The 19,905-nt window shown below is 71.6% G+C and carries 18 protein-coding genes; 9 read left to right on the top strand and 9 right to left on the bottom strand.

All coding sequences use genetic code 11. The features are described from left to right. The first annotated feature begins 6 nt into the window (after positions 1–6). The 4 genes from ACVFYP_RS24590 to ACVFYP_RS24575 are packed head-to-tail and all read left to right on the top strand — an operon-like array spanning position 7 to position 2,922. On the top strand, positions 7–1,011 hold the full coding sequence (locus ACVFYP_RS24590; RefSeq protein ID WP_499202870.1) for a hypothetical protein: 1,005 nt from the start codon (positions 7–9) through the stop codon (positions 1,009–1,011). Beyond that, entirely contained in the window at positions 1,011–1,589 is a 579-nt protein-coding gene (locus ACVFYP_RS24585) for a hypothetical protein (RefSeq protein ID WP_499202869.1), read from the top strand. The genes ACVFYP_RS24590 and ACVFYP_RS24585 overlap by 1 nt, the downstream gene beginning before the upstream one ends. Beyond that, positions 1,586–2,002 carry a DUF6524 family protein gene (locus ACVFYP_RS24580; protein ID WP_499202868.1) on the top strand — a complete coding sequence of 139 codons (417 nt, stop codon included), beginning with the start codon at positions 1,586–1,588 and terminating at the stop codon, positions 2,000–2,002. The genes ACVFYP_RS24585 and ACVFYP_RS24580 overlap by 4 nt, the downstream gene beginning before the upstream one ends. Beyond that, on the top strand, positions 1,999–2,922 hold the full coding sequence (locus tag ACVFYP_RS24575; RefSeq protein WP_499202867.1) for a hypothetical protein: 924 nt from the start codon (positions 1,999–2,001) through the stop codon (positions 2,920–2,922). The genes ACVFYP_RS24580 and ACVFYP_RS24575 overlap by 4 nt, the downstream gene beginning before the upstream one ends. Position 2,923: 1 nt before the next feature. On the opposite strand, the gene ACVFYP_RS24570 is transcribed toward ACVFYP_RS24575, so the two are convergent. Continuing rightward, a complete protein-coding gene (locus tag ACVFYP_RS24570) occupies positions 2,924–3,712 on the bottom strand; it encodes an AraC family ligand binding domain-containing protein (protein WP_499202866.1) in 789 nt (262 codons plus the stop codon). Between the two features lie 63 nt (positions 3,713–3,775). On the opposite strand from ACVFYP_RS24570, the gene ACVFYP_RS24565 reads away from it, so the two are divergent. Continuing rightward, positions 3,776–5,011 carry an MFS transporter gene (locus ACVFYP_RS24565; protein ID WP_499202865.1) on the top strand — a complete coding sequence of 412 codons (1,236 nt, stop codon included), beginning with the start codon at positions 3,776–3,778 and terminating at the stop codon, positions 5,009–5,011. Position 5,012: 1 nt separating this feature from the next. Here ACVFYP_RS24565 and ACVFYP_RS24560 read toward each other — a convergent pair whose 3' ends face one another. From ACVFYP_RS24560 to ACVFYP_RS24530, 7 genes are all read right to left on the bottom strand, one after another. Next, positions 5,013–5,600: an NADPH-dependent FMN reductase gene (locus ACVFYP_RS24560; protein WP_499202864.1), complete on the bottom strand. Its 588-nt coding sequence runs from the start codon at positions 5,598–5,600 to the stop codon at positions 5,013–5,015. After that, positions 5,601–6,779: a cupin domain-containing protein gene (locus tag ACVFYP_RS24555; RefSeq protein WP_499202863.1), complete on the bottom strand. Its 1,179-nt coding sequence runs from the start codon at positions 6,777–6,779 to the stop codon at positions 5,601–5,603. Positions 6,780–6,793: 14 nt separating this feature from the next. Further along, positions 6,794–7,336, bottom strand: a complete 543-nt coding sequence (locus ACVFYP_RS24550) for a hypothetical protein (protein WP_499202862.1) — start codon at positions 7,334–7,336, stop codon at positions 6,794–6,796. A 162-nt stretch (positions 7,337–7,498) separates the two neighbouring features. Beyond that, positions 7,499–8,476, bottom strand: a complete 978-nt coding sequence (locus ACVFYP_RS24545) for a Bug family tripartite tricarboxylate transporter substrate binding protein (protein WP_499202861.1) — start codon at positions 8,474–8,476, stop codon at positions 7,499–7,501. 16 nt (positions 8,477–8,492) lie between these two features. Further along, positions 8,493–9,518: a Gfo/Idh/MocA family protein gene (locus ACVFYP_RS24540; protein WP_499202860.1), complete on the bottom strand. Its 1,026-nt coding sequence runs from the start codon at positions 9,516–9,518 to the stop codon at positions 8,493–8,495. A 111-nt stretch (positions 9,519–9,629) separates the two neighbouring features. After that, positions 9,630–10,331 carry an OmpA family protein gene (locus ACVFYP_RS24535; RefSeq protein WP_499202859.1) on the bottom strand — a complete coding sequence of 234 codons (702 nt, stop codon included), beginning with the start codon at positions 10,329–10,331 and terminating at the stop codon, positions 9,630–9,632. After that, a complete protein-coding gene (locus ACVFYP_RS24530; RefSeq protein ID WP_499202858.1) occupies positions 10,328–11,551 on the bottom strand; it encodes a cupin domain-containing protein in 1,224 nt (407 codons plus the stop codon). The genes ACVFYP_RS24535 and ACVFYP_RS24530 overlap by 4 nt, the downstream gene beginning before the upstream one ends. Positions 11,552–11,655: 104 nt before the next feature. Here ACVFYP_RS24530 and ACVFYP_RS24525 point away from each other — a divergent pair, with 104 nt between their 5' ends. Genes ACVFYP_RS24525 through ACVFYP_RS24510 form a run of 4 tightly spaced genes read left to right on the top strand, consistent with a single transcriptional unit; the run spans position 11,656 to position 19,089 of the window. After that, the gene (locus ACVFYP_RS24525) at positions 11,656–16,356 is read left to right on the top strand and encodes an NAD-glutamate dehydrogenase (RefSeq protein ID WP_499202857.1); all 4,701 of its coding nucleotides are present in this window, start codon (positions 11,656–11,658) and stop codon (positions 16,354–16,356) included. Beyond that, positions 16,353–16,889 (top strand): mismatch-specific DNA-glycosylase, encoded by a 537-nt coding sequence (locus ACVFYP_RS24520; RefSeq protein ID WP_499202856.1) that lies wholly within the window; start codon positions 16,353–16,355, stop codon positions 16,887–16,889. The genes ACVFYP_RS24525 and ACVFYP_RS24520 overlap by 4 nt, the downstream gene beginning before the upstream one ends. Continuing rightward, the gene (locus tag ACVFYP_RS24515) at positions 16,886–18,130 is read left to right on the top strand and encodes an MFS transporter (protein ID WP_499202855.1); all 1,245 of its coding nucleotides are present in this window, start codon (positions 16,886–16,888) and stop codon (positions 18,128–18,130) included. Before ACVFYP_RS24520 ends, ACVFYP_RS24515 begins: the two co-directional genes overlap by 4 nt. Then, on the top strand, positions 18,127–19,089 hold the full coding sequence (locus ACVFYP_RS24510) for an MBL fold metallo-hydrolase (RefSeq protein WP_499202854.1): 963 nt from the start codon (positions 18,127–18,129) through the stop codon (positions 19,087–19,089). The genes ACVFYP_RS24515 and ACVFYP_RS24510 overlap by 4 nt, the downstream gene beginning before the upstream one ends. On the opposite strand, the gene ACVFYP_RS24505 is transcribed toward ACVFYP_RS24510, so the two are convergent. Continuing rightward, positions 19,074–19,772: a CBS domain-containing protein gene (locus ACVFYP_RS24505; protein WP_499202853.1), complete on the bottom strand. Its 699-nt coding sequence runs from the start codon at positions 19,770–19,772 to the stop codon at positions 19,074–19,076. The two genes, ACVFYP_RS24510 and ACVFYP_RS24505, sit on opposite strands and share 16 nt — an antisense overlap. Positions 19,773–19,905 lie beyond the last annotated feature (133 nt).

The following is a 19,905-nucleotide window of genomic DNA, read 5'->3' as shown; positions in this document are numbered from 1 at the left end:
GCCACCTTGCTGTTCGCCTTGCCGGTTTCCGCCGCGCCGATGGCGGTGCGCCACATGGATGGAAGCTGCGGGCTGCGCGACGTGCCGGAACAGGCCCTGGCGCGCTGGGATGCCCTGCTGGTGGCGGAAGCCACGCGGCTGGAGGCGATGGCCGGACGCCTGCTGGCCGATGCCGCCGCCATGCGCCTGGCCCCGGCGCGGGAAGCTGTGCCGGAATTCGGCGACTGGGCCTATGGCTGGGTGCAAAGCTACATGACCGCCTATCGCGTCCTCGGCCTCGCCATGCGCGGCCTGGCGGAGGGCGTGGCGGCCGGCGAGGACCCCGCCTCCGCCTTGCCGGATCGCATCGCCCAGGGCATGGCGGAGCCGCTACGCCAGGCCTTCCGCGACCGCGTGCTGCAACCGGTGCTGCCGCCCGGCGTGCTGGAGACGGACCGGGCCCATGCCGCCTTCATCATCGGCCTGGACTGGCAGGAAGCCTTGGCGCGGGTGGCGCGGGAGGCCTCGGCCCTGCCTCGCGTCACCCTCATCGCGCCCGGCGCCGTGGCAGTGCCGCGGCTTGATCTGCTGACGGCGTCGCGGCCACTGGCGGATGCGCTGCCCGACCCTGGCGGCATCGACCCGCTGGCCCTGGTGGTGGAGGAAGGCGCTGACAGCAGCAACGTCTTCCTGCGCGCCATGCGGCCGATGGCGGCCCGCGTTGGGGCGGTGGCGCTGCGGGTCAGCGAGGCCGGGTCGCTGGTCGCCACCGGTGGCGCCTTCGGCTACGCGCTGGGCGGCACGCCCGGCGTCGCCCTGGGTGTGGCGGGCGGCATCGGCCTGTCCTGGGGCCTCGACTACGCGCTGAACCGCGTCGATTCCGCGCTCAATCGCTCCAACTTCGAGGCCCAGGCGCTGGAAGCGCTGGAACGCGCGGAGCGGCGGCTGGCGGAGCAGGGAAGTGCCGCCGTGGCGGCGGCGCTGGCGACCCGCCGCGCCGCGCTGCGGCCTGATGTGACGGGCTGCGGCTGATGCGCTGGATCCTTCTTCTGTTGCTGGCCCTGGCCCTTCCCGCCCGTGCACAGACTACCGCGCCGGAGCCTGGCCTGCTGGCGCTGGCGGGGGCGGAGCTGCTGCTGCCGCACCTGGCGCGCCCCGCCCCCTTCGCGCGGCCGCTGGCCGTGACGCGGGCGCTGACCGAGGGTGATCCCAGCTGGGCGGCGGTGTTGGCGCCGCTGGAGGCGGTGGCCCCCTTGGGCGCGCCGCTGCCGCGCCAGCTCGCCGCCAGCTTCGGCGCGGCGGCAGAGGCGGCGGTGCTGGCAGAGATGGGCCAGGGTGACGGCCGCTGGCAGCGCTGGATGGCGGCCGCCATGCGCCTCGGGGCGCGTTTCGGCGGCGGTGACAGCCCGGCCCTGGCGGCGACGGCGGCGGCCGAGGCGCTGCTCGACCAGGGCGCGCTGGAGGCGGCGGACCAGGCGCTGGCCACGCTGCACGGCCCGGCCGCGGAGGCGCTGGCCGAATGGCGCGCCGCCCTGCAGCGTCGGCGCGCGGCGGATGCGGCGGGATCGGCGCTGGCCGGCCTGGTCACGCAGCGCGCGGCGGGCCGATGAGCGCGGCGCGCTTCGATTGGCGCGGTGTGGTGGCGCGGGGGCTGTTCAGCCTGTTCATCGTCTTCGCGCTGTATAACCCCTCCGGCTATTCCTACCTGCATTGGCTGCTGGATGGCTTCTCCTGGTTCTGGGCCAAGATCGCCATCGGCGCCCTGCTGGCGACGGCGCTGCTGCTGATGTGGAAGACCGCGCGCGGCGTGCTGAAGCGGCGCGGCATGATCCTGGTGGCGGTGTTCTGCCTCGGCGCCGGGATGACGCTGAGCCAGCTCTCCGGCACGTCCCTGCTTGCGCCGGATTCGCTGCTGATCTGGGCGCTGGTCAGCCTCGCCGCGCTCTTCACCGCGGGCCTGTCCTATTCCCACATTGATCACCGCCTGGGCGGCATCAGCCATACTGAGGAAGTCGGCAAATGACCCTTCCCGCCGCCCCGCCCCGCAAGGCGGATGCCTTCCTGGTCAGCTGCATCGACCCGCGCCTGGTCGATGACGTGACGCATCTGATGGATGCCGTGGGTCGCACCAACCGCTATTCGGAAATGCGCATCGCCGGCGCGGCGCTGGCCGCCGTCGATCCGGCGCGCCCGGCCTGGAGCCAGGCGCTGTGGGAAAACCTGGCGGCCTCGCGCCAGCTGCACGGCGTGCGCAAGGTGATCTTCGTCAATCACCGCGACTGCGGCGCCATGAACCTCTTCGCCAATCGTCGCCTGACGGAAGACCCGGTGGATGAGCTGATGCAGCACCAGGCGGTGATGGAACAGGCCGCCGCCGAGGTGCTGCGCCGCCATCCCGACATGACGGTCGAGCTACGGCTGATGGAGCTGGATGGCCGCACCACCCTGCTGCCCTGCGCCGCCTGCGCCACCTCCTCCGCCCGACCCGCGCTGCGGGCCGAAGCCGTCGCGCCGCCGCCCGATGGCTTCGCCGAACTGGTCCGCCTGCGTCTGGCCGATGGCCCGCTGGCACCGGAGGCGGAGCGCGCCTTGCTGGTGGAAGGCGTTGCCCGCCACGGCCTGACGGCGGAAGCCGCCCGCGCCACCCTGGCCGCTGCCGCCGCCGCGCGGGGGGAGGCGACCAGCGCGGGGGCGGAGCGGGAGGTCGCGGTCTTCCTGCGCAGCCGTGCCGACCGCGCAAGCCGCGTGGCGCGCGACGATGTGGCCCGCGCGGCGGCGCTGTACCGCCGGCTGGCGGGCGGGATGCTGCCGCCGGCGGAGGCCAGCCGGCGTACGGCAGGGTTGTTGCAGCGGGAGGGGATGGCGCCGCGGCCGGAGGGTGTGTGGCGCTCGGTCGCCTGGTTCAACAAGCTGCTGGATACGGGGCCGGCGAAAGCGGCGTGACCTATCCGCGCGCCGCCCCCGGCGTGATCCCGAAGGCGGCCCGAAAGGCGGCGCCGAAGGCCGGCGCGCTGGCATAGCCCACGGCGGCGGCGGCGCGCGCGGGGGGCTCGCCCCCGGCCAGCCGCGCGGCGGCCTCGGTCAGGCGCAGGGTCTGGCGCCAGCGGGCGAAGGACAGGCCGGTTTCCGCCCGGAAGCGGCGTTCCAGCGTGCGCGGGCTGGCGCCGGCCAGCTCGGCCCAATCCTCCAGTGTGCGGGTGCTGGCGGGGTCGGTGCGCAGCGCGGCGGCCAGGCGCTTCAGGCGCGGGTCCTGCGGCTCCGGCACCCGGAAGGGCAAGGCGGGCGCGCGGGCGATCTCATCCAGGATCAGCGCGGCCAGATGCCCGCCACGGCCTTGCGGGTCCCATTCCAATGGCTCGGCGCAGGCGGCCAGGATCAATTCCCGCAGTAAAGGCGACACGGCCAGCACGGTGGTGGCCGCCGGGCCGGCCCGCGCGGCGTCGGCGCGCAGGAACAGCGCCCGCATGGCCACCTGGCCCTGGGTTACCACCTGATGGGCGGTGGCTGCCGGCATCCACAGCGCATGCAGCGGCGGCACCATGAAGCCGGCCTCGTCCGTGGTGATCCGCATCACCCCCTGGGTGGCGTAGATCAGCTGGACCCGGCCGTGCATGTGGCGCGGCGTGTGTTCTCCATCCGCATAGTCCCGCGCGAAGGCGGCCAGCGGGCGGTCCACCGCGTCCTGCGGCATATCGGCGCGCAAAGGGGCCGGATTTTGGCGGGTTCGCGACATGACCTGTCCGGACGTCGATCAAGCGCCAGGACTAGCATGCTTCCAGCAAGGGGAAACACCACCATGGACGCGGCTCAGCGGCAGATCTGGTTCGTCAACGCGGCGCATATCTTCACCCATTACGGGCTGCTGATCCTGGCGACCGCGGTGCTGGCCATCGTCTTGCAGGAACCGGCCATGTTCGGCACGGATTACGGCCCGATCCTGGCGCTGGGGACGGGAATGTTCGTGCTCTACGGCCTGGGCAGCCTGCCCATGGGCTGGCTGGCGGAGCGGTTCGGGCGGCCGGCGCTGATGGTGGCCTTCTTCCTCGGCAGCGGTGCGGCGCTGGTGCTTTCGGCCTTTGCCCCCGGCCCGTACTGGCTGGCGGCGGGGCTGGCGCTGATGGGGGCCTTCAGCGCGATCTACCACCCGATCGGCACGGCGATGCTGGTGGATGCGGCGGGCGCGCGCGTGGGCGCGGCCATGGGCATCAACGGCGTCTTCGGCAATCTGGGCGTGGCGCTGGCCCCGGTCGTCACGGCTTTCCTCGCCGCCTGGCTCGGCTGGCGCTGGGCTTTTGCCGTGCCGGGCGTGCTCTGCATCCTGGTCGGCCTGCTGTATCTGCGGGAGGGTCCGGAGGACGTCGCCAAGAACAAGGCGGCCGGCAAACCCTTTCCAGAGATTCCGGCGGCGGTGGTGCGTCGCGCCGTGGTGGTGCTGCTGAGCCTCGCCACCGTCTCCGGCTTCATCTTCAACGCTTTCACCCTGCTGCTGCCGAAGCTGATGGCCGAACGGCTGGCGGACAGTCCGGACCTGCTGCCGGTGGTGGGGCTGCTCGCCTTCCTGGTGACGATCTGTGGCGGGCTGACGCAGTTCACCGTGGGGCGGATGATCGACCGCAACACGCTGAAGCGCGTCTTCCTGCCGCTGGCCTGCATCCAGATGCCCGGCTTTCTGCTGCTGTCGCAATTGCAGGGCTGGATGGTGCTGCCAGTGGCCGGCGTGATCGCGGCGGCGATTTTCGGCCAGGTGACGGTGAACGAGACGATGACGGCTCGCTACGTGGCGCCGGCGCTGCGGGCGAAGCTGTATTCGATTCGCTTCTTCGTGGGGTTTCTGGGTGCCGCCGCCGCGAGCCCCGTCATCGCCTGGCTGCATGCGACGGCGGGCGGGCTGGGCAGCGTGCTGCTGCTGCTGGCTGCCGTCGCCGCCGTGACCTTTGTCTGCGCGCTGGCCTTCCCGGATCGGAAGGAGGAACTGGCGCCGGAGCTTTGGGCGCAGCCGGCACCGCGGGGCGTTCCGCAGGCCGCGGAGTAGTTTAGGCCCGCAGCCGGGCGGTCCAGGCGACCAGCCCGGCCAGCACCTTCGCCACCGCCGCGCGGCTCGGCTCGTCCACCAGGTTGCTCTCCGCGTCGAACTTCCCCTTCGCGCCGGCGACAAAGGCGTCCGGCAACGGCATCACCAGCGTGCCGATGGATTGCAGCGACATGCGCAGATGCTGCTGCGCCCGCGCCGTGCCCAGCATGCCGGGCGAGGCGCCGATGATGGCCGTGGGCAGGCCGGCGAGCGGCGTGCGCCGCGTCTCGCCCTCCGGCGCCGTGGTGCCGCCGAGGCCTTCGGCGCGCGAAAGCCAGTCGATGGCGTTCTTCAGCGGGCCGGGGATGCCGGCATTGTATTCGGGGCAGGCGATCAGCAGCGCCTCGGCAGGCCAGACGGCGCGGCGCAGGCGCTGCACGGGCTGCGGCCATTCCGGCTTTTCCAGATCCTCGTTCATCAGCGGCAGGTCGCCGATCTCCACCACCTCCAGGCTCGCGCCTTCGGGCAGCAGGGTCGCGCAGGCGCGCAGCAGGCCGCGATTGTAGCTGGCGGCCCGCAGGCTGCCGCAGATGCCGATGATGCGCGTCACCTAATCCTCCGCCAGCAGCCCCAAGCGGCGCAGCTTGCGGCAAAGGCCCAGGCTTTCCAAGCCGAGCTCGGCGGGGGTCGCGCCCTCCGCCAGGCGTTCGACCCAGCCGGCCTCGATGGCGTTCAAGGTGACCGGCGCCCCGGCCCAGCGCAGGGAGGCGCCCTCCCCCTCCGGCATCGGCACCAGCGCATGCAGCACGCCGGGGGCGAGGCGCAGGCGGGTTTCGGGCGCGGGGTCGCGCAGGAACAGGCCGCGCCCCAGCAAGGGCGGCTGGTCCGCCGCCAGCTGGTCCATCAGCGCCAGCGCCACACGTTCCAATGCCGCCGGCTCCGCCAGCTTCGCAGCCACGGCCTGCGCCAGCGGTGCCAGCGCAGCCGGGCCATCGGCCAGGCGCCAGGTTGGGAAAGTGGCACGCAAGGCGGGCTCCGTTTCCTCCAGCAGGTCGACGGCCATGCGCAGCACCTGGGCGAAGGAGGGCTCCATGAAGCCCACGGTGACGTGCAGCGAATGCGCGCCATCCTGCGTCGCCGCATCATGCAGCACGCCGCGCGGCACATACAGCGCATCGCCCGGCCGCAGGGTCAGCGTCACCGCCTCCTCCAGCGGCTCGATGCCGCCGGGCCAGGGGGTGCGACGGGTCGGGTTGGGGAAGGGCTGGCCGGGCCAGACGCGCCATTCCTTCTCCCCCTCCACCTGCAGCACCAGCACGTCATGCGTGTCGTAATGCATCCGGAAGCCCTGGGCGCCCGGCGGGGTCAGGTAGATGTTCGCCTGCACCGCATGCAGGAACACCTGTTCCAGCCCCCGGCAGAAGCGGGCGAGCGGCGGATGCAGCTGGTTGAACTGCGAGACGACCAGCGTCGCGCCCCGGTCGAAGCAGTCATAGAGGCCGGGCAGGTCGGCCCCTCCATCCTCGAAGGCGTAATGCTCCTCCGGCACCGCGGCGCCGCCCTGGCGACTGCTATCGGCCATGGAGATGCGCGGCCGAGCCGCCGCGTCGCTGGCCAGGAAGGCGTCGATATCGGCGACCGACAGAAGATGCGCGTAGCGGCCCGGGTCGTTGCCGGGGAAGTGCCGCCAGGCCGCATCCTCCCGCATCGCCAGCCCGTCCTCCATCGGCAGGCTGCCGAAGGCGAGGCGCCAGGCCTCCTCCGCCAAAGTGGGGGCCGATGGGCGCATGCGGGACTCCGGTTTCAGTAGCCGCGACGACCGCGGCCGGGGCCGTCGGAGGGGTCGCTATCGGTCAGGTTGGTGCCGCGGCGATAGCCGCCCCGGCCATAGCCCGGACCATCGGAGGGGTCGTTATCCGTGACCCCGGTGCGGGCGCGGTAGACGCGGCTGCCACCCCGGCCACGGCCGGGGCCGTCGGAGGGGTCGCTGTCGGTGATGCCGGTGCCGCGATAGCCGCCACGGCCACGGCCCGGCGGGTCGTTCGGGTCGCTGTCGGAGACGCCGCTGGACCGGCGATAGCCACCGCGGCCGAAGCCGGGGGAATCATTCGGATCGCTGTCGGTGACGCCGCTGCCGCGATGCCCGCCCCGGCCATTGCCCGGCGGGTCGTTCGGGTCGCTGTCGCTGATCCCGGTGCCACGCTGTACCTGTGGCGGCGGGGCGTAATAGACGGGGCCTTGCTGCGGCACGCAGGCGGCGGCGGGCAGGGCGCCGGCAATGGCCGCCAGGCGCATAACGAAAAGCCGGCGCGTCCGCGGCGGCTTTCCCTCCGACTCTTCTGTCACCGGCTTGTTTCCTCATCCAGGCTGCGGCGCCTTGGGTCCGCAGGGGCCAGTCTAGGCCCAGGTCAGGATGATGTTACAGATCACCGGATGAAGAATTTCCAAATATTTCCCTAACCGGGCAGGCGTCGCATCATTGCGAATGATTCGCAAAAAGGCGAGCGCTCACCCGGGCGGGCCGACGCGCCGGCCGATCTCCTGCGCCAAGCGGGATTGTTCGGCCACGAAGCTGGCGAAGGCGGCCGGCGGCATGGCGATGCCCTGCAGGCCCTGGGTCTGGAACTGCCGCACCACCTCCGGCGCCGCCACGGCCTGGGCGACCGCCTGATGCACCTTCGCCACAACGGCGGGCGGCGCGCCGGCCGGCATCCACAGGCCGAACCAGTTCACCACGTCGAAGCCGGCCAGCCCGCCTTCCTGCATGGTCGGCACATCCGGCATTCCGTCCCAGCGCCGCGACCCGGTGATGGCAATGGCGCGCAGCCGGCCGGCGCGCACATGCTCCAGCGCGACATTCGTGCCGACGAAGAACATGTCGACCCGCCCGGCCAGCAGATCCGCCACGCCTTCCGCCACGCCGCGATAGGGCACCGGCAGGATGTCCGTGCCCGACATGCTTTTCATCAGCTCCGCCGGGATATGGCTTGCGGTGCCGTTGCCGGCGTTCACATAGGTCAGCCGCCCCGGCGCGGCCTTGGCCAGGGCGATCAGTTCCTGAAGCGTGTTCGCCTGGACGGAAGGATGCACCACCAGCGCCTGGCCGAAATTCTGCACGGCCAGCGTCACATGGGTGAAGTCGCCGATCGGGTCGAAATTGACGTTGGGATTGAAGGGCGGCGTGTTGACGTGCGACGCCGTGGTGAACAGCCAGGTATGCCCATCCGCCGGCTGGCGCGTGACATAGGAGGTGCCGACCACGCCGCCGGCGCCGGCCCGGTTTTCCGTGACGATGGGCTGGCCCAGCGCCGCGGTCAGGCCCGGGGCCATCATGCGCAGGATCAGGTCCGGCGGCCCGCCGGGCGGGGAGGGTACGACCACGCGGATCGGCTTGTTCGGGAAATCGCCCGCCGACTGCGCCCAGGCGGGTGCGGCGGAGAGCGCGGTGAGACCAAACAGGCCCTGGCGTCGGGTGAGAACGGGCATGGCGGAAACCTCCGGTTCAGGACAGGCGCACGGGTCCCTGCGACTGGATCGATTCCATGATGGCCGAGAGCAGCGCCACATTGTGCACGGCATCGCCGCCCGGCAGGGCCAGCGGCCGGCGCGCGGCGGCGTGGGCGGCAAAGTGCTCCAGCTCCGCCTTCTCCGTGCTGGTCTTCGGGAAGGTCATCACCTGCGGCCGCTGCTTCACCGTGATGTTGTCGGGATCGATGCGGCAGACGGTCAGGTCCCAGGTGGTCAGATGCTCGACATCGCCGACCTCGACCCAGGCCTTGCTGCCAAAGACCTGCAAGCGCCAGGTCTCCGCCGTGGCGATCACGGTGGCGACGGTGCCGCTGGCGCCATTGGCAAAGCGCAGCAACATCGACGTGGTGTCGTCCATGCCGAAATCCTGCACCAGGCGGAAGCTCTGCGCGGTGACCTGGGCGACGGGGCCGGCGAGGTAGAGCATCGCATCCACCACATGCACGCCACGTCCGGTCATGCCGCCGGCCGGGCCTTCGTTGCGGTCGTGCCGCCAATGGCCCTTGGGGAAGCGATAGGCGCTCGGGCCGCAGAAATTGCCCTCCATATGCAGCACGCGGCCCAGCGTGCCGTCATCGATCATGCCGCGGATCGCCTGAAGCGCCGGCTGGAAGCGCCAATTGTAGCCGACGCCGAGCGTCACGCCGGCATCGGCGCAGGCCTGGGCGGCGCGCTGCGCGCTGGCGGCATCGACGCCGAGGGGCTTTTCGCTGAACACCGGCTTGCCGGCCTTCGCGGCGGCGACGATCTGGTCAGTGTGCTGGGTATGTGGCGTGGCGAGCACCACCACGTCGACCTCCGGATCGGCCAGCGCGGCCTCATAGCTGTCGAGCATGCGCAGGCCGTGGGCGGCGGCGAAATCCGCCGCCTTGGCCGGGGTGCGGGTGGCGGCGGCAGTGAAGCGGATGCCGTCGCCCGGGGTCGTATTGCCGGGCCCCTGCACGCAGCGGACCAGATGCTGGCCCCAAGTGCCCAGCCCGATGATGGCGGCGCGGATCATGCCCGAATGCTTTCCCTCTGAACCTCGGTCCAAGGCAAGCATGCGGGCGGTATCCCAGCAAGCGGGCGGCGTGGATTCCGCCCGCTCAGCGGAATCCATGACGGCAGGCGGTCAGGGTGCCGCGGGCGGGTCCGCCGGGGGTTCGGGCGTGGCGGGGGCGGGTGCCGGCTGCTCGGGCGCGGATGGTTCAGGTTGCGCTGGTTCAGGCTCGGGCTGCGTGGGCGCGGCTGGGGCGGGTGCCGTTGGGGCGGGCGCCGACGGAGCTGGCGCTGCCGGTGCGGTTTCGGGCTCCGCTGGCGTGGGCTGTGTCGGCGCAGAGGGAGCGGGCGCAGTGGGGGCGGGTGCGGTCGGCGCGGGTGCCGAGGGAGCCGGCGCGGAAGGTGCCGGGGCGCTGGGGGCGGCGGGCAGCAGAACGATGGTCACGGCGCGGCTGCCAGGTTCGCGCACCCGGCCGCTGAAGGCGGCAACCCGCGCCTCCGCCCGCACCCGGTCGCGTTCCACGCCCTGCTCTGTCATGGCGGCGGTCACGGCGCGGGCACGCCGCGCCGCGATCTGCGTGCTGGTCTCCGCCCCGGCACGCCGATCGGCATGGCCGAGAACGCAGATCATCCGCCCCGGCTCCGCCTTGGCCGCCGCCACGGCCGCCGCGACCGCGCTGCGGCCCGCCGGGCCGAGGCTGGTGCTGTTGCCGGCGAAGGGCACGGCGATGATGTCATCCTCCAGCTGCTCGGCGCCGACGCAGTTGAAGGGGCGCGGCTGCGCCAAAGCAGGGGTGGCGGCCAGCGCCAGCAGAAGGGCCAGGGCGGTCCTCATGCCGCGCGCCCCAGCAGGCCGGCGCCGGCCAAGCGGTCCAGAAGCCCGTCCGCATCCACGGCCGGGGCCTTGGCGGCGAGTTCGGGCGCCGTCACATCCGGTCGCGCCAGCAGCCAGGCGGCGGCCTCGGCTTCCGGCGGGCTGACGACCACCATGCCCTGCGGCCCCTTTACCACCCAGTCCGCGCCGCGCCGCACCGGCTTGGCCCCTGGCGCCAGCACGCGGAAGGTGGGCGCCTCGACCCCACCGGCGGGGGCGGAGGGCGCCGCGATACCACGCGCCGCCAGCATGTCGTAGCCGCCGCGATGGTAGCGGTAATTGCCGACGAACTGCGCCAGCACCTCCATCACCTTCGGATCGCGGCAGAGCTCGGAAAGTCGCTGGCCGAGCAGCCCGGCGCGCTGCGTCAGCGCGAATTTCGCCGGATTGGAGCCATCCTGGCGCGGCAGCGGCTTGCGGAATTCGGGGTCGTAGAGCACGCGCTCCGACAGAATGTTCATAAGGTCCATGCCCAGTGGTGCATGCACGCCATAGGCGATGTGGACGCTGGAAGGTGCCTCCGCCAGCGCATCGTGATACCAGCCGCGCGGCAGGTAGAGCAGGTCGCCGGGCTGCATATGGACCGTGCCGCGCAGCTTGCCGCGCGCCTGGTCGTGATGCGCCTGCGGCTGGCCCCGGAAGGCGGGGTGGGCGATGGGGTAGTCGGCCCGGCCTTCCCAGATGTTCCAGATCTTCTCGCCCTCGACCTGCACCGCCCAGACATCATGCGTGTCGTAATGGGTGTGGAAGGCTTTGTGGCTCTGCCAGCTGATGTAGACATTGGCCTGGGCCTTGCCGAGGCCGGCCCCCTCCAGCGCCGTGGAGATGCCGGCGAGGCCGGGCGTCAGGCTGTCCACGTCGTTCATCACCACGCTGGCGCCCTTGGCGATCCAGCCCTGGACCAGCTTCGCATCCGGCTGCAGCACCGGCGCGCCATCGCGACTGGTGGCGCGGGTGCAGTACTGCTCCGGCGGCACCGCCACGCTGTCCATCACCAGCTTCAGGCTGGTGCCGGTCCAGATATGCGTCATGTCCAGCAGCCGGTTGATCTGCCGCCAGGACAGAACCTCCGCGAATTTGCCGGGCGTGCCGCGGATATGCAGCGGCTGACGGTCCAGATGCTCCGCGAGGAAGCTTTCGGCCGTGACGGGGGCGAGCAGGGCGGCGAGGCTGTCGATCATACGGAAAGAATAGCCCAGAAGCGGCCAGGGTTGCACCAGCGACACCGAGCCGCGCTTGCGGCGACCGGCCCGAAGGGCCAGCTTCCGGCCAGGAGGACCAGTGCATGACGGATTTGGCTGGCGAAACGGGCCCGGGTGCGCAACCGGCGGAAGATGGTGTGCGGCCGCAGGTGCTGGCGGCGGCCGCCGCCGCCATGGCCCGCCTCGCCCCCGCCCTGCCCCCGGCGGCGGCGGAGCTGCTGCGCCGCTTGCATGCCGCCGTGCCGACCGCCGAACTCGCCGCGACCCCGCCCGAGGCCCTGGCCGAGGCCGCCGCCAGCCTGTTCGCCTTCGCCGCCCAGCGCCGGCCGCGCGAGACCCGGCTGCGCGTGCTGCCGCCCGGCCCTGGCCGGGGTTCGGTCGCGGTGGCCGAGATCGTCACCGACGACATGCCCTTCCTGGTGGACAGCGCCCTGGCCGCGCTGACCGTCAGCGGCCGCGTGGTGCGGCAGTTCCTGCACCCGGTCGTGCCGATCCGCCGCGACGCGGAGGGCGCGCTGCTGGCGATCGAAGAAGGCGCGCCGCGCGAGAGCGTGATGCGCATCGCCATCGCCGCCGGCGCCACCCTGTCGCTGGCTGGCACCGGCCCGGCCGAATGGCCGGCGGTGGAGGCCGCCCTGCGCCGCGCCATGGGTGATGTGCGTCTCGCCGTGGGTGATTTCGGCGCCATGCTGACCTTGCTCGCGGCCGCGGGGCGGGAGGTGCAGGCCGAGGGCGGCGCCGCCGCCGACTTCCTGGGCTGGATGGGCGATGACAACTACGTGCTGCTCGGCCATCGCCGGCTGGCCGTGGCGCCCGATGGCGGGATCTCCGTCGTGGCGGAGGAAGATCTCGGCATGCTGCGCGACCCGGCTGTGCCGGTCTTCGACGCGCTGCGCGACCTCTCCGCCATTCCCGAGGCCGTGCGCACCACCTTCGCGGGCATGGAACCCGTGGTGGTCGCCAAGGCCAATATGCGCGCCACGGTGCACCGGCCCCAGCACGCCGATGTGGTGATGTCCCGCATCCGGGACGAGGCCGGGCGCATCACCGGGCTGCGGCTGTTCCTCGGCCTGTTCGCCGCCGATGCCTACAACCGCAACCCCCGCGCGATCCCCCTGCTGCGGGAAAAGGTTCTCCGGGTTCTGGCGATGGCGGGGCTCGATCCCGAAAGCCATGATGGCCGCGCGCTGCGCAACATCCTGGATACCTGGCCGCGCGACGAGCTGTTCCAGGCGCCGGAAGGCGAAATCCTGGCCGGCGCGCGGCGCGCGCTGGATCTGACCATCCGGCCGCGCGCGGCGCTGGTGCTGCGGCACGATCCCTTCGAACGCTTCGTCGCCGCCATCGCCTGGCTGCCGCGCGATACCTTCGACACCGCCTTGCGCCAGCGCGTCGGCCATCTGCTGGCGGATGCTTTCGGGGGACGGCTGTCGGCCTGGTACACGCTGATGGGCGATGCGCCGCTGGCGCGCGTGCATTACGTGATCGGCACCAAGCCGGGTGGCATCCCCAAGGTGGATGACGTGGCGCTGGAAGCCGCCGTGGCCCAGGTGGCGCGCGGCTTTTCCGAAAGGCTGGAGGAGGCGCTGGCCGAGGAATACGGCGCCGGTGCCGCGAAGCGCTTGTCCCGGTGGCGGGAGGCTTTTCCGCGCGCCTATCGCGACCTGGAAACCGCGCCCCAGGCGGTCGCCGATATCGACCTGGCGGAGCTGGCACTGGACCAGGGCCGCCCGCGCGCCACGCTGGACCGCGCCCCCGGCGCCGGCCCTCGCCGGCTGACCCTGCGCCTCGCCAGTCCGGGCCGGCCTCTGGCGCTGGCGGAGGCGCTGCCGCTGTTCAAAAGCCTCGATCTGCGCGCCATCGAGGAACAGCCCTATCGCCTGGCGCCGAAGGATGCGCAGGAGGTGGTGCTGCACGTCTTTCAGCTGGAAGCCGGGGCGGATGTGGCGGAGACGAATTTCGACACCATTCTCGGCGCGCTGTCCGCCCTGCTGGATGGCGATGCGGAGGCCGATGGCTTCAACCGCCTGGTGCTGCGGGCCGGCCTGTCCTGGAAGGAAGGCTGGCTGCTGCGCGCGATGTATCGCTGGCTGAAGCAGGTGGGTTTCCCCTTTGCGCAGGAAAGCGTGGAGGACGCGCTGGCCGAACATCCCGATGCCGCGCGGCTGCTGGCGGAGCTGTTCCAGGCGCGCTTCGACCCGCAGGCGATGGATCGTGACGAGACCGCGCTGCTGGCGCGCTGGACGGCGATTCTGGACGGCGTCGCCAATCCGGATGAGGACCGCATCCTGTCGCGCCTGCGGCTGCTGCTGGATGCGATGCTGCGCACCAATTTCTATCAGTCGAAGCCCTACCTTGCCTTCAAGGTGGATTCCGCCAGGGCCGGCGACATGCCGCTGCCCCGCCCCTGGCGCGAGATTTTTGTCCACTCGCCGCGGATGGAAGGCTGCCATCTGCGGGCGGGTCCCGTCGCGCGCGGCGGCATCCGCTGGTCGGACCGGCGCGAGGATTTCCGGACCGAGGTGCTGGGCCTGATGAAGGCGCAGCGTCTGAAGAACGTCGTCATCGTGCCGACCGGCGCCAAGGGCGGCTTCGTGCTGAAGCATCCGCCGCCCTCGACCGATCGCGAGGCGTTCCAGGCGGAGGGCATCGCTGCCTACAAGACCCTGGTGCGCGGCATGCTCGACCTGACCGACAATTTCTCGGACTCCGGCGGCGTGGTGACAGCGGCGGGCATCGTCCGCCGCGATGGCGACGACGCCTATATCGTCGCAGCTGCCGACAAGGGCACGGCCACCTTCAGCGATATCGCCAATGGGCTTTCGGCCGAATACGGCTTCTGGCTCGGCGACGCCTTTGCGAGTGGCGGCTCCGCTGGCTACGACCATAAGGGCATGGGCATCACGGCGCGCGGCGCCTGGGTGATGATCGACCGCCATTTTGCCGAGCTTCGCGGCCAGGGCGTGCAGGAAGCGGAGTTCACCTGCGCCGGCGTTGGCGACATGTCGGGCGACGTCTTTGGCAATGGGCTGCTGATCTCGAAGCGCACGAAGCTCGTCGCGGCCTTCGACCATCGGCACATTTTTGTCGATCCCAATCCGGACCCCGAAACCTCCTTTGCGGAACGCGCGCGGCTGTTCGCGTTGCCGCGGTCGAGCTGGGCGGATTACGATGCGCGGCTGCTGTCGCCGGGTGGCGCCATCCTGCCGCGCAATGCCAAGACGCTGCCGCTGTCGCCGGAGGTGCGGGCGCTGCTCGGCATCGAGCAGGACCGCGCGGAGCCCGCCGCCATCCTGCGCGCCATCCTGACACTGGATGTCGATCTGCTCTATTTCGGCGGCATCGGCACCTATGTGAAATCCAGCACGGAGACGCAGGCGGAAGCCGGCGACCGGGCCAATGACGCGATCCGCGTCGATGGCAGCGCGCTGCGCTGCAAGGTTCTGGGCGAGGGCGCCAATCTCGGCATCACCCAGGCCGGGCGCATCGAGGCCGCCCAGCATGGCGTGCGGCTTAACACCGACGCGCTGGACAATTCCGCCGGTGTCAGCACCTCCGACCACGAGGTGAACATCAAGATCCTGTTGGCCGATGTGGAACGCGCCGGCGCGCTGACGCGCCGCCAGCGCGACGTGCTGCTGGGCGAGATGACGGAGGAGGTCGGGCGGCTGGTGCTGACCGACAACCACGCGCAGTCGCTGGCCATCAGCCTGGAGACGATGACCGCCGTGCAGGACCTGCCCGCCCATGCGGCGCTGATGGCGCGGCTGGAGGCGGAGGGCGTGCTGGACCGCGCCGTGGCCGGCCTGCCGGACGCGGCGGTGCTGCGCGCCCGTGCCGCGGAAGGCCAGGGGCTGACGCGGCCCGAACTGGCCTCCCTGCTGGCACCCGCCAAGCTGTGGCTGACCGAGGCGATCGAGGCGAGCGGCCTGCCGAACGAGCCCGCCCTCGCCCCGCTGCTGCGCGACTATTTTCCGGGGGCGCTGCAGGACCGCTTTTCGGAGATCATTCCGCGCCACCGGCTGAAGCGCGAACTGGTGGCGACGGGCCTGGCCAATATGGTGGCGAACCAACTTGGCACCGCTGCTCTCGGCCGGTTGGCCGGCGCCGAGACCGGCGGGGCGGAGGTGGCGCGCGCGGCCTGGCTCGCCAGCGCGCTGTTCCGGCTGACCGCCGCTGCGACGGCCGCCGATGCGGCGCCTGTCCCGCCGGCCTTGCGGCTGGAGGCCATGGCCGCCCTGCGCCGGCTGCTGGAAGCGGCGACCCGCAAGGTGATGCTGGAGCACGGCACGGCGCCGCTGGATGCGGCGCTGACCGCCCTGGCGCCGGGCGTGGCCGCGCTGATCGCGGCGGAAGAAGCGGCGCCGGAGGAGGAAGCCAGGCGCCTGATGGAAGCGGGCCTTCCGGCCTCCCTCGCCGCGCTGGCGGGCGGCGCCGGGCGGCTCGCGGCCGCGCCTTCCGTCGTCCGGCTGGCGCAGGACAGCGGCGCGGACCCCGCCACCGCCGCCCAGGCCTGGCGCGAGGTGGGGGAGGCCTTCAGCCTGGACGCGCTGCGCGACGCGGCGGAGGCCGCCCGTGTCACCAGTGCTTTCGGCGCCCGCGCGCAGGCGGAAGCGCTGGCCGATCTCGCCGCGGTGCAGGCCCGCTTGGCCCGTGCCCGACTGGCCGGACAAGGCGATCCGGCGCGCGCGGCGGAGGCCACGCAACTGGCCCGTGAAGCGGCGCGGGCTGGCGACCTGGTGGCAATCGGCGTGGCAACGCGGGCGATTTCGGGGCTCGCGTGACGGGCGACGTCCTGCCGGACCTGCTACCGCCCGGGCTGCGCCTGGTGTTTTGCGGGATGGCGGCGGGGCCGGAATCGGCGCGGCGCGGCGCCTATTACGCCGCGCCGGGCAATCGCTTCTGGCGCGTGCTGCACGAGGCCGGCTTCACGCCGCGCCGGATGCGGCCGGAGGATTTTCCCGAACTCCCCAGCCTCGGCATCGGGCTGACGGATCTGGCAAAAACCCAGTGGGGCGTGGATCGGGTGGTGCGGGTGACGCAGGCGGATCGGGACCGGCTGCTGGCCGCGATCCGCGCCGCGCGGCCACGGGCCCTGGCCTTCACCAGTGGGCGCACGGCCGCGCTGGCGCTGGGGCTGAAGTCCTTGCCCTTCGGGCCGCTGGACGATGCCTTGCGGCCAGCGGGGTTTCCTCCGGTCTTCGTGCTGCCCAGCACGTCTGGTTCCAACAACGGGAACTGGGATAGGAACGGTTATCACAGGCATTGGATGGACATGGCGATGGCGCTCGGCTTCCGGACGGCGATCGCCGCATGACTCGCAAGGCCTGGGCCTGGGCGCTGTATGACTGGGCGAACAGCAGTTTTCCGACGGTTGTCTCCACCTTCGTCATCGCCGCCTATTTTGCCAGTGGCGTCGCCGCCGATCAGGTAACGGGGCAGGCGCAGTGGGGGTGGATGCAGTCGGCCGCCGGACTGGCCGTGGCACTGCTGTCGCCGGTGCTGGGCGCGGTGGCGGATGCGGGCGGGCGGCGGCGGCTGATGCTGGGCATCTTCACGCTGCTCACCGCGATCTCCACCGGCATGATCTGGTTCGCTCAGCCCAGCCCGGATTGGGCGGTCTATGCGCTGGTCTGCGTCGGGCTGGCGACGGTGTGTTTCGAGATCGGCACGGTGTTCTACAATTCGATGCTGCCCGGCGTAGCGCCGCCGGGGCGGCTTGGGCGGGTTTCCGGCCTCGGCTGGGGGCTGGGCTATGCGGGCGGGCTGGCCTGCCTCGCCATTTCGCTGCTGCTGCTGATCCAGCCCGATCCGGCGCTGTTCGGGCTCGACCGTGGCGCGGCGGAACATGTGCGGGCCACGGCGCTGCTGGTGGCCGCCTGGATCCTGCTTTTCGGCTGGCCCGTGCTGTTGGCGCTGCCCGACCCGGCAGGGCCGCGGCCGAGCTGGGCGCAGGCGGCCGCGCAGGGGCTGAACGAGATCGCGGCCCTGATCCGCACCCTGCCGCGCAATCCGGACCTGGCGCGCTTCCTGTTGGCGCGGCTGTTCTACACCGATGGGCTGAACACGCTGTTTGCCTTCGGCGCGATCTATGCCGCGGGCGTCTTCGGCATGGGGCTCGACCGCATCCTGCTGTTCGGCATCGCGATGAACGTCACCGCCGGGCTCGGTGCCGCCGGTTTCGCCATGATCGAGGACCGCGTCGGATCGCGCCGCATGGTGCTCGGCGCCTTGATGGCCATGGTCGTGCTGGGCAGCGGCCTGCTGATGGCGCAGACCGAGATGTGGTTCTGGATCATGGCGCTGACGCTCGGCCTGTTCTTCGGCCCTGCCCAGGCGGCCAGCCGCAGCTTCATGGCGCGCCTGGCGCCGCCCGAGGAAATCGCGGCGCATTTCGGCCTGTTCGCGCTATCCGGCCGCATCACCGGCTTCCTCGGCCCGGCGGCGCTGGCGGTGGTCACCACGGTGACGGGCAGCCAGCGCCTGGGCATGGCGACGGTGCTGGTCTTCCTGCTGATCGGCCTGGCGATCCTCGCCACGGTGCGGGAGCGTCGATGAGCGACTTCGCCTCCCGCCGCGTGGCGGGCCGCTACGTCAATCTGCACAGCGATGTGGATCACGGGCCGGCCGATGTGATGCGCTGGTTCCGCACGCGGCAGGTGGCGCCCTGGCCACGCTGGGTCACGGACCCGCCGCAACCGCCACCGCCGCGCGTGGCGGCCGGGCGGATCGCCGCCACCTTCATCGGCCATGCGAGCTGGCTGGTGCAGATCGGCGGCGTTTCCGTGCTGATCGACCCGGTCTGGTCGCCGCGCGCCAGCCCACTGCCCTTCGCCGGGCCAAAGCGCGTGCGCGCGCCGGGCCAGCCCTTGGCCGCCCTGCCCGGTGTCGATCTGCTGCTGGTCAGCCACAACCACTATGACCATTGCGATCTGGTGACGCTGAAGCGCGTGCAGGCCGGCTGGGCGCCGCCTTCCGTGACGTCGCTCGGCACCGGGCATTTGCTGGCGAAGGCGGGGCTTGCCGCGCCGCGCGAATGCGACTGGTGGGACAGTGTCGAGGTGGCGGGGCTGCGCATCATCTATGTGCCGTCCCAGCATTTCTCGGCGCGCAGCCTGCGGGACCGCAACCGCGCGCTGTGGGGCGGTTTCGTCATCCAGGCACCGGATGGCGCCACCGTCTATTTCGGCGGCGATTCCGGCTGGTGCCCGCATTTTGCCGAGATCGGCCGGCGCTTCCCCAGGATTGATCTCGCGCTGATTCCGATCGGCGCCTATGCGCCGCGCTGGTTCATGCGAACCCAGCACATGGATCCGGATGAGGCGGTGCAGGCCCACATCGCCTGCGGCGCGCGCGCCAGCCTGGCGATGCACTTCGGCACCTTCTTCCGCCTGACCGATGAGCCGATCGACGAGCCGGCGCGGCTTCTGGAAGAAGCCAAGGTCCGGCACGGGCTGGCGCCAGAGGCGTTCCGCGTGCCGGGGTTTGGCGAGACGCTGGTCTATCCGGCCGCGTAGAGATAGGCCGGCATCGGCATGCTGCGATCCTCCACGCGCTTCACGCCGGGCACATTCTCCGCCAGCACGCGCAAGGCGCGCTGCACTTCGGCGCTGCGGCTGAAGCCGTTCAGCTCCACCACGCCGTCCTTCACATCGACCAGCGTGTAGAAGGTATCCGCCCAGGGCTGCCTGCGCATCGCCGCCAGTACCGCGATGCGGATGCGGTCATCGGACAGTTCGACGGTTTCCTGCTGCGGCGCCACCAGCGCGCGCAGCAGATCGGCGCGGGACACCAGGCCGAGCAGCTTGCCATCCTGCACCACCAGCACGCGGCGGATGTTGCGGTCCTCCATCAGCTTCGCCACCTCGGCCGCCGGCGTTTCCGGGGCGACTGTGGCCAACTCGGTGGTCATCAGATCGGCCGCGGTGGCGCCATGGGCGCGGGCGAAGCGCGCCGCGTCGCGCTCGGCGCTGGCGAAGAGATTGGCGAACCAGGACGCCGGCTGCTCCGCCTCCCCGGCCAGGCGACGGATCAGATCCGCCTCGGTGACAATGCCGAGAAGCTTGCCGTTGCCGTCCAGAACCGGCACGGCGGAAATGCCGCGCTCGGCGAGCAGCCGGGCGATGGACAGAACGGGCGTGGCGGGCGGCACGGTGACCACCTCCGCCGTCATCAGGTCGCGTGCAGAAAGACGGGTCATGGCCTGCATCCTCTGTTTCGTGGGCGTTTGGCATCACGATACGTCACAGGTTAGGCGCGGCTTGCGGAGGCGACCTTGATGCAGGTCAAAATCTCCACCCTTTCCCATCCGCAAAGGCCCCTGTATTGCTGGG

The organism is Roseomonas sp. F4, assembly GCF_053891155.1.
The sequence above is the reverse complement of the archived record's forward strand: the minus strand, read 5'-3'. Positions and strand labels throughout refer to the sequence as shown.